The organism is Streptomyces sp. NPDC028314 (assembly GCF_055565795.1).
On sequence record NZ_JBVHTP010000004.1, the window covers coordinates 112,461 to 125,212 of the forward strand.

The following is a 12,752-nucleotide window of genomic DNA, read 5'->3' on the forward strand; positions in this document are numbered from 1 at the left end:
TTGGACAACAGAGACAAGACCTCCGGACCGCGTGGGTCCGAAGGCCTTGAATCCGGGACTTAAGTCCGGAGCATGATGATATGCGCTGGTTGGAGCGCGGAGTTCCGCGGGGTTTCGAGGAGCCCGGCCCCTGTTACGCCTTGGTGGTCTCCGACTCCATCGCCGCGATCTCCTCGTCCGACTCCCGCCCGGGAGTCGGAATGTTGAACTTCGTGATCGCGAACCGGAAGACGACGTAGTAGACGGCGGCGAAACACAACCCGATCGGGATGATCAGCCACGGCTTGGTCGCCTGCTTCCAGTTGATGAGGTAGTCGATCAGGCCCGCCGAGAAGCTGAAGCCGTCGTGCACGCCCAGCGCCCACGTCACCGCCATCGATGCGCCCGTCAGCACCGCGTGCACCGCGTACAGGGCCGGCGCCACGAAGAGGAACGAGTACTCCAGGGGCTCGGTGATCCCGGTGACGAAGGAGGTCAGGGCGACCGACAACATCAGGCCGCCGACCTCCGGGCGCCGCTGCGGCTTGGCGCAGTGCGTGATCGCCAGCGCGGCCGCGGGCAGCGCGAACATCATGATCGGGAAGAAGCCGGACAGGAACAGGCCCGCGTCCGGGTCCCCGTTCAGGAACATGTTGATGTCGCCGTGGTACGTCTTCCCGTCCTTCGCGGTGAACGAGCCGAACTGGAACCAGATCGGCACGTTGAGGAACTGGTGCAGCCCGATCACCAGCAGCGCGCGGTTGGCCACGCCGAAGATGCCCGCACCCCACGAGCCCAGTCCGATCAGCCAGTCGGAGAAGCTCTCCAGCGCGTCGCCGACCGGCGGCCAGATCCACAGGCAGAGCCCGGCGAAGGCGATCGCAATGAAGGACATGATGATCGGCACCAGGCGGCGGCCGTTGAAGAAGCCCAGCCAGTCGACCAGCTTCACCCGGTGGTAGCGCTGCCAGAACCAGGCCGCCAGCAGGCCCATGATGATGCCGCCGAAGACCCCCGGGTTCTGGTACGTGAACCCGGTGAAGGTGTCGCCGGGCGCCAGACAGCCGCCCCCGATGTTCCGGCTCCCCGCCGGGCACGCCTTCGGGAACGCGTGCAGCACCCCCCGGTAGACGAGGAAGCCCGCCACGGCTGCGAGGGCGGTCGAGCCGTCCGCCTTCTTGGCCATCCCGATCGCGACGCCGATGCAGAAGAGGAGCGGCAGGCCGAGGTCGGGGTCCAGCAGTGCCTCGCCCGCGCCCGCCATCACCTTCGCGACGCCCGTCCAGTTCAGCCCCTCCGAGCCGAAGACGTCCTTCTGGCCCAGCCGGGTGAGGATCCCCGCCGCGGGCAGTACGGCGATCGGCAGTTGAAGGCTCCGCCCCATCTTCTGCAGTCCCTGGAACAAGCCGTTCCACCACTTTTGCCGTGGCACTGCTGCGGCGCTGCTCGCACTCATCGGCGTCCTCCCTGACCGGCCCGTTTTTGGCAGCCGGGGCACGTGCGGCACACTGGTGTAGACCAGTTGTGGGCAGGCTGCTGTTGATCGTTATCATTCGATAGATACCAGCCATGTGCTCGCGTAGATGGGCCAACCGTGCGTTAACGTGACAAAGCGAACCGCACGGGCCGGAACCATGTACCTGGCCGCCGAGACTCGTTCTTCGTAACACTCAGGGAGACACACATGGCCACCAAGGCTGAGAAGATCGTCGCCGGGCTCGGCGGTATCGAGAACATCGAAGAGGTCGAGGGCTGCATCACCCGCCTGCGCACCGAGGTCATCGACCCCAGCAAGGTCGACGAAGCCGCGCTCAAGGCCGCCGGCGCCCACGGCGTCGTCAAGATGGGCACCGCGATCCAGGTCGTCATCGGCACCGACGCCGACCCCATCGCCGCCGACATCGAAGACATGATGTGAGCTGAGCCCACCGGCTCGCTCCACCACCCGACGGCCCCGAACCGGACGCACCCGGACGGGGTCTTCGCGTTACGCCGCAGGGACTAGGCTCGGAGCATGTCTCGCATCGACGGCCGTACGCCCGAACAGCTCCGCCCGGTCACCATCGAACGAGGATGGAGCAAGCACGCCGAGGGCTCCGTCCTCATCTCCTTCGGCGACACCAAGGTCTTCTGCACCGCCTCCTTCACCGAAGGCGTCCCGCGCTGGCGCAAGGGCAGCGGCGAAGGCTGGGTCACCTCCGAGTACTCGATGCTGCCCCGCTCCACCAACACCCGCGGCGACCGCGAATCCGTCCGCGGCAAGATCGGCGGCCGCACCCACGAGATCTCCCGCCTCATCGGCCGCTCGCTGCGCGCCGTCATCGACTACAAGGCCCTCGGCGAGAACACCATCGTCCTGGACTGCGACGTCCTCCAGGCCGACGGCGGCACCCGCACCGCCGCCATCACCGGCGCCTACGTCGCCCTCGCCGACGCCGTCGCCTGGGGCCAGCAGAAGAAGCTCATCAAGGCCGGCCGCAAGCCGCTCACCGGCACCGTCGCCGCCGTCAGCGTCGGCATCGTCGACGGCGAACCCCTCCTCGACCTCTGCTACGAGGAGGACGTGCGCGCCGAGACCGACATGAACGTCGTCTGCACCGGCGACGGCCGCTTCGTCGAGGTCCAGGGCACCGCCGAGGGCGAGCCCTTCGACCGCAAGGAACTCAACGCGCTCCTCGACCTCGCCGCCGGCGGCTGCGCCGACCTCCAGGCCCTCCAGCTCGGCGCACTGGAGCTCCAGACGCCGTAGCGGGCGTCCACCGCCGCGGCAGCGGCACCGAAGCGGCAACTGCACCGCAGCGGCAGCAGCGGCGGCAACCGCCGGGCCCCGCCCGGCGTCTGAGAAGGTACGGGCGCACGGTGTCACCACCGTGCGCCCGTCCACATACCCACGCCCGTATCCACGCCTCCGGGGGGACCCGAATGAAGCCTTCGCCCAAGCCGAAGCACCGCATGGTCGCCGTCGCCGTGGCGGCCGTACTCGCCGTCCCGGCCCTCGCCTCCTGCGACGCGATCTCCACGGCCATGGACTGCGCCAGCACCGCCGTGGCCATAGCGGACAGCGCCAACGACCTCCAACAGGCGGTCTCGCAGGCCGGCAACAGCCCGCAGGACGCCCAGAACGCCCTCAACCAGATCGACGCGAACCTGAAGAAGATCGGCGACCAGACGGACAACACCGACCTGGGCAAGGCCATCGACTCGATGACCACGGCCGTCAAGAACGTCCGCACCTCCATCGAGAACGGCAACGCGAACCCGGACATCAAGCCGGTCGCCGACGCGGCCTCCGAGATCTCCAAGGTCTGCACCCCGGGCTGACCGGACCGCGCGGCACGGGATAATCGGCCCATGACCTCGCCGCGCCTGATCCTCGCCACCCGCAACGCGGGCAAGATCACCGAACTCCACGCCATCCTGTCCGCCGCCGGCCTGCCCCACGAGCTGGTCGGCGCGGACGCGTACCCGGAGATCCCCGACGTCAAAGAGACCGGCGTCACCTTCGCCGAGAACGCCCTCCTCAAGGCCCACGCCCTCGCCCAGGCCACCGGCCTGCCCGCGGTCGCGGACGACTCCGGCCTCTGCGTGGACGTCCTGAACGGCGCCCCCGGCATCTTCTCCGCCCGCTGGGCAGGCACCCACGGCGACGACAAGGCCAACCTCGACCTGCTCCTGGCCCAGCTCGGAGACATCGCCGACGAGCACCGCGCGGCCCACTTCGCCTGCGCCGCCGCCCTCGCCCTCCCGGACGGCACGGAACGCGTGGTCGAAGGCCGCCTCCTGGGCACCCTGCGCCACACCCCGGCCGGCACCGGCGGCTTCGGCTACGACCCGATCCTCCAGCCGCTGGGCGACACCCGCACCTGCGCCGAACTCACCGCGGCCGAGAAGAACGCCATCTCCCACCGCGGCCAGGCCTTCCGCGCCCTGGTCCCGGTCATCCGCGAACTCCTGGGCTGACGCCGGACACGCCGAAGGCCCGGCTACGAGAGCCGGGCCTTCGTGTGGGTGCGGCCGGTGGGATTCGAACCCACACGGGATTTCTCCCACGGCGTTCTAAGCGCCGCTCGGCTGCCTGTTACGACACGGCCGCTTGGTGCTGTCATGGTAGCGGCCGGATCGTGAGCGCGACGCTGGGCTCCTCATTCGGATCGTCGACGGCCTCCACGGCACCAGGTGTTCGTGGTCGCGTGGCAGTTGGGGCACAGCAGTCGCAGGTTCTCGCGGCGGTCGTCGCTCCAGTCGCCGTTGATGTGATCCACCTCAAGCGACATCGGTAGCCCGCACCATTCAGGAGGTGCGCCGCACCGATCGCAGAGCTCAGGGACGCCGACATCGCGCAGCGCGCGGCGCAGAAGCAGGCTCTTCGTCCGTCGCTCCCCAGCGTGCTTGACGAGGATGTCCTCCGCCGCCCTGAGCGGAGTGGTTCCAGGCTTCCCGCGCTGGTGCGACTGTCCCAAGAAGTGCGACGTGTCGTGTCCTTCGTCGGCGATCCAACTGCGCAAGTACGCGCGCCGCCGGCTGTTGTCGGGCATCCCCAGACGCCGAAGGGTCTCGGCGATGCTGACGGAATCGGCTATGGCCCGTCCGAGTTCGTCCATGGACGGCCGATCAAGACGCCGGTTGCTCATCCCTGCCGCCTCTTGCCTCGGCCTCGATAGCCGTCCGTCGTGGAGTGGCAGTTGGGGCAGAGGAACCGCAGGTTCTCAGGCCGGTTGTCGCGCCAGTCGCCATTGAGATGGTCGACCTCCAGGGGGAGCGGATCGCCGAGCCAGACGGGCTCGATGCCGCACTGGGCGCAGCGCTCTTCCATGCCGAGAGCCGTCAAGGCGCGCTTGAGGCGTTCACCAGGGATCCGGCGTGCGCTCTCGGGTGCCTGTGCCACGAGCAGTGACTCCGGCGTTCTCCGGGCGTGGTACCTACCCGCGGCGGAAGACGGTGTGAAGTGCGATGTGTCGATCCCCGACGTCTTGACTCTTCGGCTGATGTGGGTGTGGTGCCCGCCCACGTTGTCCAGCCCCAGGCGTCGGAGTACCTCGCACATGTTCGTCGACGCTGACACCGCCTCCTGAAGGATCTCCTTCGTCCATTTCGCCCTTTCCTGTGCGAAATGTGCGATGTCCACCCCCAGGGCCCGCATCCGGTCGCGGATGTACCGGCGCGAGCCGCTCTTCGGGTCCACCCCCAGCTTCTCCAGCGCCTCGGTCAGCGTGCGCGACGTGCCCGCCGCCTGCGCCAGCCTCTCCCGTGTGTACGGGCTCACCGCCATCGGCCCCCTCCGTTCCGGCCACGTGTTCGCAGCCTCGTACGGAGTAACGGACCGATAGTCGGACGGTTACGGCGGATTTCGTCCGATAAACGGAGCAGCCCGCACCGGTTGGGTGCGGGCCGCTCCGTCGGGGAGGGGGTGGGTCAGATGCCCAGGTCCTTGATGATCTTGGCTACATGGCCGGTGGCCTTGACGTTGTAGAGGGCGCGCTCGACCTTGCCCTCCTCGTCGACGATCACCGTGGAGCGGATGACTCCGGTGACCGTCTTGCCGTACAGCTTCTTCTCGCCGAAGGCGCCGTACGCCGTCAGGACCTCCTTCGAGGGGTCTCCGACGAGGGTGACCTTCAGGTGCTCCTGCTCGCGGAACTTCGCCAGCTTCTCCGGCTTGTCCGGGGAGACGCCGATGACGTCGTAACCCGCCTGGGCCAGTACGGCCAGGTTGTCCGTGAAGTCGCAGGCCTGCTTCGTGCAGCCGGGGGTCAGGGCCGCCGGGTAGAAGTAGACGATGACCTTGCGGCCCTTGTGGTCGGCGAGCGAGACCTCGTTGCCGTCCGCGTCGGGCAGGGTGAAGGCGGGGGCGGTGTCGCCCGGCTGAAGTCGCTCACTCATGTCAGCAGTCTCCTCGGGAGGGGATCGTTACGGTCCGAGACTAAGCTGACAGACTGTTCATGGTGGGCCATGCCCCCCATACGACCGACCACGACGACGGAGGCAGCGCGGTGCCGGAAGCCAGGACCCCCGCACAGATCGAGGCGGACATCGTCCGCCGCCGCGAGCAGCTCGCCGAGACGCTCGACGAGATCGGCGTGCGCATGCACCCGAAGACGATCATCGGGGACGCGAAGGCCAGGGTCGCCTCGACGGTCGACCACACCGCCGGGCGTGCCTTCGTGGCCGTGAACCGCCTCGTGACGGACGTGAAGGGCGGGCTGTGCCACGACGACGGCGCGCCGCGGGTCGAGCGGATCGTGCCGGTGGCGCTGTTCGCGGCCGGTGTGGTCGGACTGATCGTGCTGTCCGTGCGCCGCAAGCGCTGATGACCCGGCGAAGTGCGCGGCGCGCGCGGGCGGGTAGGTTCGGGGCGTGAGCGACAACACCACCACCCACGACAAGCTGCCCATCCGCATGCTGCACGACCGTGTGCTCGTCCGGTCCGACTCGCCGGAGGGCGAGCGGCGCTCGGGCGGCGGCATCCTGATTCCGGCCACGGCCGCGGTGGGCAAGCGGCTCGCCTGGGCCGAGGTGGTCGCGGTCGGGCAGAACGTACGGAGCGTGGAGCCCGGTGACCGGGTGCTGTACGACCCGGAGGACCGGGCCGAGGTCGAGGTGCGGGGGGCGACGTACGTGCTGATGCGCGAGCGGGACCTGCACGCCGTGGCCGCGGAGCGGCTGGAGGGGTCCAAGGACTCCACGGGGCTGTACCTGTAACCGCGCGCCCGCACCTCGCCCGCACCGCTACGACCGCTGATCTTCGAAAAGGGCTGGTGGCCCAGGTCACCGGCCCTTTCCGCTGCCCTTTTGCTACGGTGGAGGGGAACCCCGACGAGACGCGCCGTACCGGGTAGCCGTGGCTGTACGACAAGACGACGCACCCCGTTCGCTCTCGTTCCGGAGGTGCCTGTCATGGCCTGGGTTCTGCTTCTCGTCGCCGGTCTGCTCGAAGTCGGCTGGTCGATCGGTATGAAGTTCACCGAGGGCTTCACCCGCCTGTGGCCCAGTGTGTTCACGGGCGCCGGCATCGTCGCCAGCATGGTGCTGCTGTCCTACGCCGCGAAGACCCTGCCGATCGGTACGGCGTACGGGGTCTGGGTGGGTATCGGTGCGGCCGGTGCGGCCGTGTTGGGAATGGCGGTGCTGGGGGAGCCCGTCACCGCCGCCCGGATCTTCTTCATCTGTCTGCTGCTGGTCGCCGTGGTGGGGCTGAAGGCGACCTCCGGTCACTGACCGGGCACGGCTCATTCCAGGAAATCGGCCGATGGGCGCCGGCCCTGGGTGGCGCCGCCCTGGGTCTGGCCTCCCTGCGTCTGGCCGCCCGTGGTCTGGCCCGCGGTGGTCTGGCCTGTGGTGTTCTGACCGCCGTTGGTCTGGCCGCCCTGGGTCTGGCCTCCGTTGGTCTGGCCGCCGGTGGTTTCGCCGCCGGTGTTCTGGCCGCCGTTCGTCTGGCCCTGGTTCTGGCCCTGGTTCCGGCCCTGGTTCTGCCCTTGGTCCTGGCCCTGGCTCCGTCCCTGGTCCTGTCCCTGGTTCTGGCCCTGCGTCCGGCCGTTCTGCGTCTGTCCGCCGGTCGGCGGGGTCGGCCGGGTCGGCGGGGCGGGGGGCTCCGGGGAGCCGCTGTCCGGGGTCTGCTGCCCGGTGTCCGGCGGGAACGGCGGGGGCACGGGCTGGGCCGCGCCCTGCTGGAGTTCGAGGTCGAAGTCCAGCGGGTCCGAGGACTCCAGGGCCGTCTTGGTGTACGCCGCCCAGATACGGGCCGGGTAGCCGCCACCGCCGATGCGGTTCTCGCCGAGGGCCCCGTAGAGGGGCTGCGGGACGCCGGTGTCGGGGTCCTGGCCCATCATCGCGACCACCGTGACCAGGTCCGGGGTGAACGCGGCGAACCAGGCGGCCTGGTCGTTCTCCGCCGTGCCGGTCTTGCCCGCGGCCGGGTGCCCGGCGGCGAGGGCCGCCGTCCCGGTGCCGTTGTCGACCACGCTGACCAGTACGGACGTGGTGGTGTCGGCGGCCTCCCGGTCGATGACCTGCTTCGGGGTGCGGTCCGGCAGGGGGAGGTTCTCCCCGTCCTTGGAGATCTTCTCCACCAGGGTGTAAGGGGTGTAGCGGCCGTGGTCGGCGAGGGTCGCGTAGGCCTGCGCCATGTCGAGGACGCTCGCCTGCACCGTGCCCAGGGCCATCGCCGGGCCCGTCCGGAAGTTGGGGGTGTTCTCCGGGACGCCGAGGGCGACGGCGGTCCGCTTGACCTTCTCCGTGCCGACGTCGACGACCATCTGCGCGTACACGGCGTTGACGGAGAGGTCGGTGGCGGTGCGGACGTTGATGTTCCCGTAGGACTGCTGGCCCTCGTTCTCGGGGTTGAAGGGGACGTCACTGCCGACGACGGGGCGTCTGTTGTCGCCGTTGTAGACGGTGTTGGGGGTGATGCGCACGCCGTCCTGGGTGCGGGAGCCGTTCTGCACGGCGGACGCGAAGACGAACGGCTTGAAGGTGGAGGCGACCTGGTAGTCGTGCCGGGTCGCGTTGTTGACGTACTGCTTGGTGTAGTCGATGCCGCCGTACATGGCGACCACCTTGCCGGTGGCCGGGTCGATGGAGACCCCGCCGACCCGGACCAGGCGGTCCGCCTTGCGCGCGTCCGGGTCGAGCTTGCCGATCACCTGGTTCCGGGCGGCGTCGACGAAGGCGGTCTGGCGGCGCTTGTCGATGGTCGTGGTGATGCGGTAGCCGCCCTCGGCGAGGGTCTTGTCGTCGAGGATCTTGCGCTCGACGACGTAGTCCTTGACGGCCTCGACGAGGTAGCCGCGCTGTCCGGAGAGCCCGGCGACCGGGCGGACCTTGCCCGGCTCGGGGAAGCGGGCCGCCGCGCGTTCGGCCGGGGTCATCCAGCCCTTCTTCACCATGCCGTCGAGTACGTAGTTCCAGCGCGCGACGGCGCGGTCGCGGCTCTGGGGGTGGGCGACGACGTCGAAGGCGCTGGGGGAGTTGAGGAGGGTGGCGAGGTAGGCGCCCTCGGCGGTGGTGAGTTTGCCGACGTCCTTGCCGTAGTAGGCCTGGGCGGCGGCCTGGATGCCGTAGGCGTTGCGTCCGAAGTAGCTCGTGTTCAGGTAGCCCTCGAGGATGTAGTCCTTCGACTTCTCGCGGCCCAGTTTGATCGCGATGAAGAACTCCTTGGCCTTGCGCTTGAGCGTCTGCTCCTGGCCCAGGTAGTAGTTCTTCACGTACTGCTGGGTGATGGTCGACCCGGACTGGGTGCCCTTGCCGGTGGCCGTGTTCCAGGCGGCGCGCAGCATCGCCTTGGGGTCCACGGCCCTTTCGGAGTAGAAGTCCCGGTCCTCCGCGGCCAGTACGGTCTCCTGCACGGTGCGGGGGACCAGTGAGAGGGGCACGTTGACGCGGTCGACCTCGCCGTCCCGGGCGAGCTGGGATCCGTCGGAGTACAGGTAGACGTTGGACTGGGCGGTGGCGGCGGCGTTGGCGGGTGGGATGTCGACCAGCAGGTAGCCGGCGAGCAGGGCGCCGCAGACGAGCAGGGCGGCCAGCAGGAGGGTGCCCACGACCGTGCGCCAGGTGGGGACGGCGCGGCGCCAGCCGGTCCGCCGCCGCCTGGTCTTGTCGGTGGGGGCGCCGTTGCCCGCGCCCGCTCGTTCGCCCCGGGACTCTCTCCGGGGCTCTCTCCTGGGTTCGTTCCGGGGGCCGGCGGGCGCCGGCCGGGGTCCGTCCGGGGCGTCGGGGTCGCGAGGGGTCCAGCCCGGGGGTGGTGACTGGTCGCTCATCTCCAGGGCTCCTCGCGGCTGCCGTACCAAATATCCACATCTGTACCTCATGGTGTCTACCTGATGGCCGGTGATTCTGCTCCGGACGGGCATAAATCGGTCGCGTGGATCGCCCCTCCGCACTAAGCTCGCGCGCTTTGGCCGACGTAGGAACGACGTAGGAACGACGTAGGAACGACGTAGGAACGACGTAGGAACGACGCAGGAACCACGTGGGAAACGGAGGGGTACGGTGCGTCAGAGAGCCGGGCTCTACATGGCCGTCGCGGCCGGCGGGTTCCGCCGGTACGCCACCTACGGGACGGCGACCGCGGCCGGGGTGTTCACCAACACCGTGTTCGGGTTCATCGTCGCGTACACGTACATCGCGCTGTGGGACGAACGGCCCGGCCTCGGCGGGTACGACCAGGCGGAGGCCCTGACGTTCGTCTGGGTCAGCCAGTCCCTGCTGGCGGCCGGGGCGCTCATCGGGGGCGGGTTCCAGGAGGAGCTCCAGGAGCGTGTGCGCACGGGGGACATCGCCGTCGACCTGTACCGCCCGGCGGACCTCCAGATGTGGTGGCTCGCCTCCGATCTGGGCCGGGCCGCCTTCCAGTTGATCGGCCGCGGGGTGCTGCCGCTGGTGGCGGGGGCGCTCGCGTTCCGGCTGGCGCTGCCCGCCGATCCGCTGCGCTGGCTGCTGTTCCTGGTGTCCGTGACGCTCGGGGTGGTGGTGGGTTTCGCGCTGCGCTACCTGCTCGGGCTGGCGGCGTTCTGGCTGATGGACGGTGCCGGGATCAACCTGATGGCCACCGTCGCCTCGATCTTCTTCTCCGGGATGACGCTGCCGCTGACGGTGTTCCCGGGCGCCTTCGGGGAGTTCGTCCGGGCCTTGCCGTGGGCGGCGATGCTCCAGGTGCCGCTGGACGTGCTGATGGGCAAGCACGCGGGGGCCGGGAGCGCCGCCGGGGCGCTGGGGTTCCAGGTGGCGTGGGCGGTCGTACTGCTGGGCCTGGGGCGGCTGATGCAGTCGGCCGCGACGCGGAAGGTGGTGGTCCAGGGTGGCTGAGGCGACGCTGGAGCGGCCGTCGGCCGGGGTGTTGGACGTACCGGAGCGCAGCCGGGTCGTGGAGGGGCTGCGCGGCTACGGGCTGATCGCGGGGATGTGGATCCGCTCGACGATGACGTACCGGACCTCGTTCTTCCTGTCCACGTTCGGGAACGCGGCGATCACCCTGCTGGACTTCGTGGCGATCTACATCATGTTCTCGCACGTGGAGGAGCTGGGCGGCTTCACGCTGCCGGAGATCGCCCTGTTGTACGGGTCCTGTTCGGCCTCCCTGGGCCTGGCCGACCTGCTGCTCGGCAACACCGACCGGATCGGCGTCCGGATCCGGGACGGGTCGCTCGACACCATGCTGGTGCGGCCGGTGCCGGTGCTCGCGCAGGTGGCGGCGGACCGCTTCGCGCTGCGCCGGGTCGGGAGGATCGTGCAGGGGCTGGCGGTGTTGGGCTGGGCGGTCTGGTCGCTGGGCGGCGAGGTGGCCTGGACGCCGGGGAAGGTGCTGCTGGTGCCGGTGATGATCACGGCCGGGGCGGCGATCTTCGGCGCGGTGATGGTGGCCGGGGCGGCGTTCCAGTTCGTCGCCGGGGACGCGGCGGAGGTGCAGAACTCCTTCACGTACGGCGGCTGCACGATGCTCCAGTACCCGCCGACGGTCTTCGCGAAGGACCTGCTGCGCGGGGTGACCTTCATCCTGCCGCTGGCCTTCGTCAACTGGCTGCCCGCACTGCACGTGCTGGGCCGGCCCGATCCGCTGGGTCTGCCGGGGTGGGCGGCTTATCTGAGCCCCCTGGTGGCCTTCGCGGTGTTCCTGCCCGCGTCGCTGGCGTGGCGCGCGGGAGTTCGTTGGTACCGGAGCACGGGGAGCTGAGGCCACGATGGGCACGGACACACTGATCTCGTTGGACGGGGTCGAGAAGGTCTTCGACGTACGGCGCCGGGTGGGCCTGGTGCGGCGGGAGAAACGGCAGGTCAGGGCCGTGGACGGGATCAGCTTCGAGGTCGCGCGGGGCGAGATGGTCGGCTACATCGGGCCGAACGGCGCCGGGAAGTCGACCACGATCAAGATGCTGACCGGGATCCTCACCCCGAGCGGCGGCCTGCTGCGCGTCGCGGGCATCGATCCGGCGCGGGAGCGGATGCGGCTCGCGCACCGGATCGGGGTGGTGTTCGGGCAGCGCACCACGCTGTGGTGGGACCTGCCGCTGAAGGACTCGTACGGGCTGATGCGGCGGATGTACCGGATCCCGCCGGCGCGGTTCAGGGAGAACCTGGAGCGGTGCGTGGACCGGCTGGACCTGGCCGAGCTGCTCGACGTACCGGTGCGGCAGCTGTCGCTGGGGCAGCGGATGCGCGGGGACATCGCGGCGGCGCTGCTGCACGATCCGGACGTGCTGTACCTGGACGAGCCGACGATCGGGCTCGATGTGGTGAGCAAGGCCAAGGTGCGGGGATTCCTGCGGCAGTTGAACGAGGAGCTCGGCACGACGGTGCTGCTGACGACGCACGACCTCCAGGACATCGAGCAGCTGTGCGAGCGGGTGATGGTGATCGACCACGGGCGGCTGATGTACGACGGGCCGCTGGGCGGGCTGCACTCGGCGGGGTCGGTGGGGGAGAGCGAACGGACGCTGGTGGTGGACCTGGATCGGGAGCTCGCGCCGATCGAGGTGGCGGGGGCGCGGGTGGTGAAGGTGGAGGGGCCGCGGCAGTGGCTGGCGTTCCCGGCGGGGGCCTCGGCCGCGCCGCTGGTGGCTGCGGTGGCGGCGGCGTACCCGCTGGTCGACCTGTCGGTGCGGGAGCCGGACATCGAGGACGTGATCGCGCGGATGTACGCGGGGCGGGGGTGAGGTGGGTCCGGGATCGGAGGGGTGGGTCGGAGGCGTGTCGGGTCGGGGTCGGTCGGGGTCGGGGTCGGGTCGGGGTGGGTCAGGGGTGATTCAGGGGTGAGCCAGGGTCAGGTGCCGGGCGTAAGT

The 12,752-nt window shown here is 69.7% G+C and carries 14 protein-coding genes, 1 tRNA gene, 1 pseudogene and 1 riboswitch; of the genes and pseudogenes, 10 read left to right on the top strand and 6 right to left on the bottom strand.

Annotated features, from left to right (window positions below):
* Window positions 1–133: 133 nt before the first annotated feature.
* Window positions 134–1,435: a PTS transporter subunit EIIC gene (locus ACZ4TG_RS11435; RefSeq protein WP_468161669.1), complete on the bottom strand. Its 1,302-nt coding sequence runs from the start codon at window positions 1,433–1,435 to the stop codon at window positions 134–136.
* A gap of 222 nt (window positions 1,436–1,657) precedes the next feature.
* Between ACZ4TG_RS11435 and ACZ4TG_RS11440 the strand changes: the two are divergent.
* From ACZ4TG_RS11440 to rdgB, 4 genes and pseudogenes are all read left to right on the top strand, one after another.
* Window positions 1,658–1,897 (top strand): annotated as a pseudogene (locus ACZ4TG_RS11440) (PTS sugar transporter subunit IIB); the annotation flags it as partial.
* 96 nt (window positions 1,898–1,993) lie between these two features.
* Window positions 1,994–2,728, top strand: coding sequence for a ribonuclease PH (gene rph / locus ACZ4TG_RS11445; RefSeq protein ID WP_468161671.1), 735 nt, complete (start codon window positions 1,994–1,996; stop codon window positions 2,726–2,728).
* Window positions 2,729–2,901: 173 nt separating this feature from the next.
* A complete protein-coding gene (locus tag ACZ4TG_RS11450; RefSeq protein ID WP_468161673.1) occupies window positions 2,902–3,300 on the top strand; it encodes a hypothetical protein in 399 nt (132 codons plus the stop codon).
* 30 nt (window positions 3,301–3,330) lie between these two features.
* Window positions 3,331–3,939, top strand: coding sequence for an RdgB/HAM1 family non-canonical purine NTP pyrophosphatase (rdgB, locus tag ACZ4TG_RS11455; RefSeq protein ID WP_468161675.1), 609 nt, complete (start codon window positions 3,331–3,333; stop codon window positions 3,937–3,939).
* Between the two features lie 49 nt (window positions 3,940–3,988).
* Here the strand turns inward: rdgB and ACZ4TG_RS11460 are convergent.
* The 4 genes from ACZ4TG_RS11460 to bcp form a co-directional block, all read right to left on the bottom strand.
* Window positions 3,989–4,072: transfer RNA gene (locus tag ACZ4TG_RS11460), tRNA-Leu, on the bottom strand.
* 49 nt (window positions 4,073–4,121) lie between these two features.
* Window positions 4,122–4,610 (bottom strand): HNH endonuclease signature motif containing protein, encoded by a 489-nt coding sequence (locus ACZ4TG_RS11465; protein ID WP_468161677.1) that lies wholly within the window; start codon window positions 4,608–4,610, stop codon window positions 4,122–4,124.
* On the bottom strand, window positions 4,607–5,248 hold the full coding sequence (locus ACZ4TG_RS11470) for an HNH endonuclease (protein WP_468161679.1): 642 nt from the start codon (window positions 5,246–5,248) through the stop codon (window positions 4,607–4,609). The genes ACZ4TG_RS11465 and ACZ4TG_RS11470 overlap by 4 nt, the downstream gene beginning before the upstream one ends.
* Window positions 5,249–5,391: 143 nt before the next feature.
* Window positions 5,392–5,859, bottom strand: a complete 468-nt coding sequence (gene bcp / locus ACZ4TG_RS11475) for a thioredoxin-dependent thiol peroxidase (RefSeq protein WP_388002646.1) — start codon at window positions 5,857–5,859, stop codon at window positions 5,392–5,394.
* A 110-nt stretch (window positions 5,860–5,969) separates the two neighbouring features.
* Between bcp and ACZ4TG_RS11480 the strand changes: the two genes are divergently transcribed.
* The 3 genes from ACZ4TG_RS11480 (at window position 5,970) to ACZ4TG_RS11490 (ending at window position 7,194) form a co-directional block, all read left to right on the top strand.
* Window positions 5,970–6,287: a DUF3618 domain-containing protein gene (locus tag ACZ4TG_RS11480; RefSeq protein WP_468162099.1), complete on the top strand. Its 318-nt coding sequence runs from the start codon at window positions 5,970–5,972 to the stop codon at window positions 6,285–6,287.
* A gap of 46 nt (window positions 6,288–6,333) precedes the next feature.
* Window positions 6,334–6,678, top strand: coding sequence for a GroES family chaperonin (locus ACZ4TG_RS11485; protein WP_468161681.1), 345 nt, complete (start codon window positions 6,334–6,336; stop codon window positions 6,676–6,678).
* A gap of 81 nt (window positions 6,679–6,759) precedes the next feature.
* Window positions 6,760–6,843: riboswitch (guanidine-III (ykkC-III) riboswitch) on the top strand.
* Between the two features lie 30 nt (window positions 6,844–6,873).
* Entirely contained in the window at window positions 6,874–7,194 is a 321-nt protein-coding gene (locus ACZ4TG_RS11490) for a DMT family transporter (protein WP_030158619.1), read from the top strand.
* Window positions 7,195–7,205: 11 nt separating this feature from the next.
* On the opposite strand, the gene ACZ4TG_RS11495 is transcribed toward ACZ4TG_RS11490, so the two are convergent.
* On the bottom strand, window positions 7,206–9,734 hold the full coding sequence (locus ACZ4TG_RS11495) for a transglycosylase domain-containing protein (protein WP_468161683.1): 2,529 nt from the start codon (window positions 9,732–9,734) through the stop codon (window positions 7,206–7,208).
* Window positions 9,735–9,990: 256 nt separating this feature from the next.
* Here ACZ4TG_RS11495 and ACZ4TG_RS11500 point away from each other — a divergent pair, with 256 nt between their 5' ends.
* The 3 genes from ACZ4TG_RS11500 (at window position 9,991) to ACZ4TG_RS11510 (ending at window position 12,626) form a co-directional block, all read left to right on the top strand.
* Window positions 9,991–10,782: an ABC transporter permease gene (locus ACZ4TG_RS11500; protein ID WP_468162100.1), complete on the top strand. Its 792-nt coding sequence runs from the start codon at window positions 9,991–9,993 to the stop codon at window positions 10,780–10,782.
* A 94-nt stretch (window positions 10,783–10,876) separates the two neighbouring features.
* Complete coding sequence (locus ACZ4TG_RS11505) at window positions 10,877–11,647, top strand: ABC transporter permease (protein WP_468162101.1); 771 nt, start codon at window positions 10,877–10,879, stop codon at window positions 11,645–11,647.
* Window positions 11,648–11,654: 7 nt separating this feature from the next.
* Entirely contained in the window at window positions 11,655–12,626 is a 972-nt protein-coding gene (locus tag ACZ4TG_RS11510; protein ID WP_468161685.1) for an ABC transporter ATP-binding protein, read from the top strand.
* Window positions 12,627–12,752 lie beyond the last annotated feature (126 nt).

What these genes read in the sequence shown, in the direction of transcription:
- bcp (WP_388002646.1), bottom strand. Translation starts at nt 5,859, where the DNA reads ATGAGTGAGCGACTTCAGCCGGGCGACACCGCCCCCGCCTTCACCCTG.
- ACZ4TG_RS11470 (WP_468161679.1), bottom strand. Translation starts at nt 5,248, where the DNA reads ATGGCGGTGAGCCCGTACACACGGGAGAGGCTGGCGCAGGCGGCGGGC.
- ACZ4TG_RS11495 (WP_468161683.1), bottom strand. Translation starts at nt 9,734, where the DNA reads ATGAGCGACCAGTCACCACCCCCGGGCTGGACCCCTCGCGACCCCGAC.
- ACZ4TG_RS11500 (WP_468162100.1), top strand. Translation starts at nt 9,991, where the DNA reads ATGGCCGTCGCGGCCGGCGGGTTCCGCCGGTACGCCACCTACGGGACG.
- ACZ4TG_RS11435 (WP_468161669.1), bottom strand. Translation starts at nt 1,435, where the DNA reads ATGAGTGCGAGCAGCGCCGCAGCAGTGCCACGGCAAAAGTGGTGGAAC.
- ACZ4TG_RS11505 (WP_468162101.1), top strand. Translation starts at nt 10,877, where the DNA reads ATGTGGATCCGCTCGACGATGACGTACCGGACCTCGTTCTTCCTGTCC.
- ACZ4TG_RS11510 (WP_468161685.1), top strand. Translation starts at nt 11,655, where the DNA reads ATGGGCACGGACACACTGATCTCGTTGGACGGGGTCGAGAAGGTCTTC.
- ACZ4TG_RS11450 (WP_468161673.1), top strand. Translation starts at nt 2,902, where the DNA reads ATGAAGCCTTCGCCCAAGCCGAAGCACCGCATGGTCGCCGTCGCCGTG.
- ACZ4TG_RS11490 (WP_030158619.1), top strand. Translation starts at nt 6,874, where the DNA reads ATGGCCTGGGTTCTGCTTCTCGTCGCCGGTCTGCTCGAAGTCGGCTGG.
- ACZ4TG_RS11465 (WP_468161677.1), bottom strand. Translation starts at nt 4,610, where the DNA reads ATGAGCAACCGGCGTCTTGATCGGCCGTCCATGGACGAACTCGGACGG.
- rph (WP_468161671.1), top strand. Translation starts at nt 1,994, where the DNA reads ATGTCTCGCATCGACGGCCGTACGCCCGAACAGCTCCGCCCGGTCACC.
- rdgB (WP_468161675.1), top strand. Translation starts at nt 3,331, where the DNA reads ATGACCTCGCCGCGCCTGATCCTCGCCACCCGCAACGCGGGCAAGATC.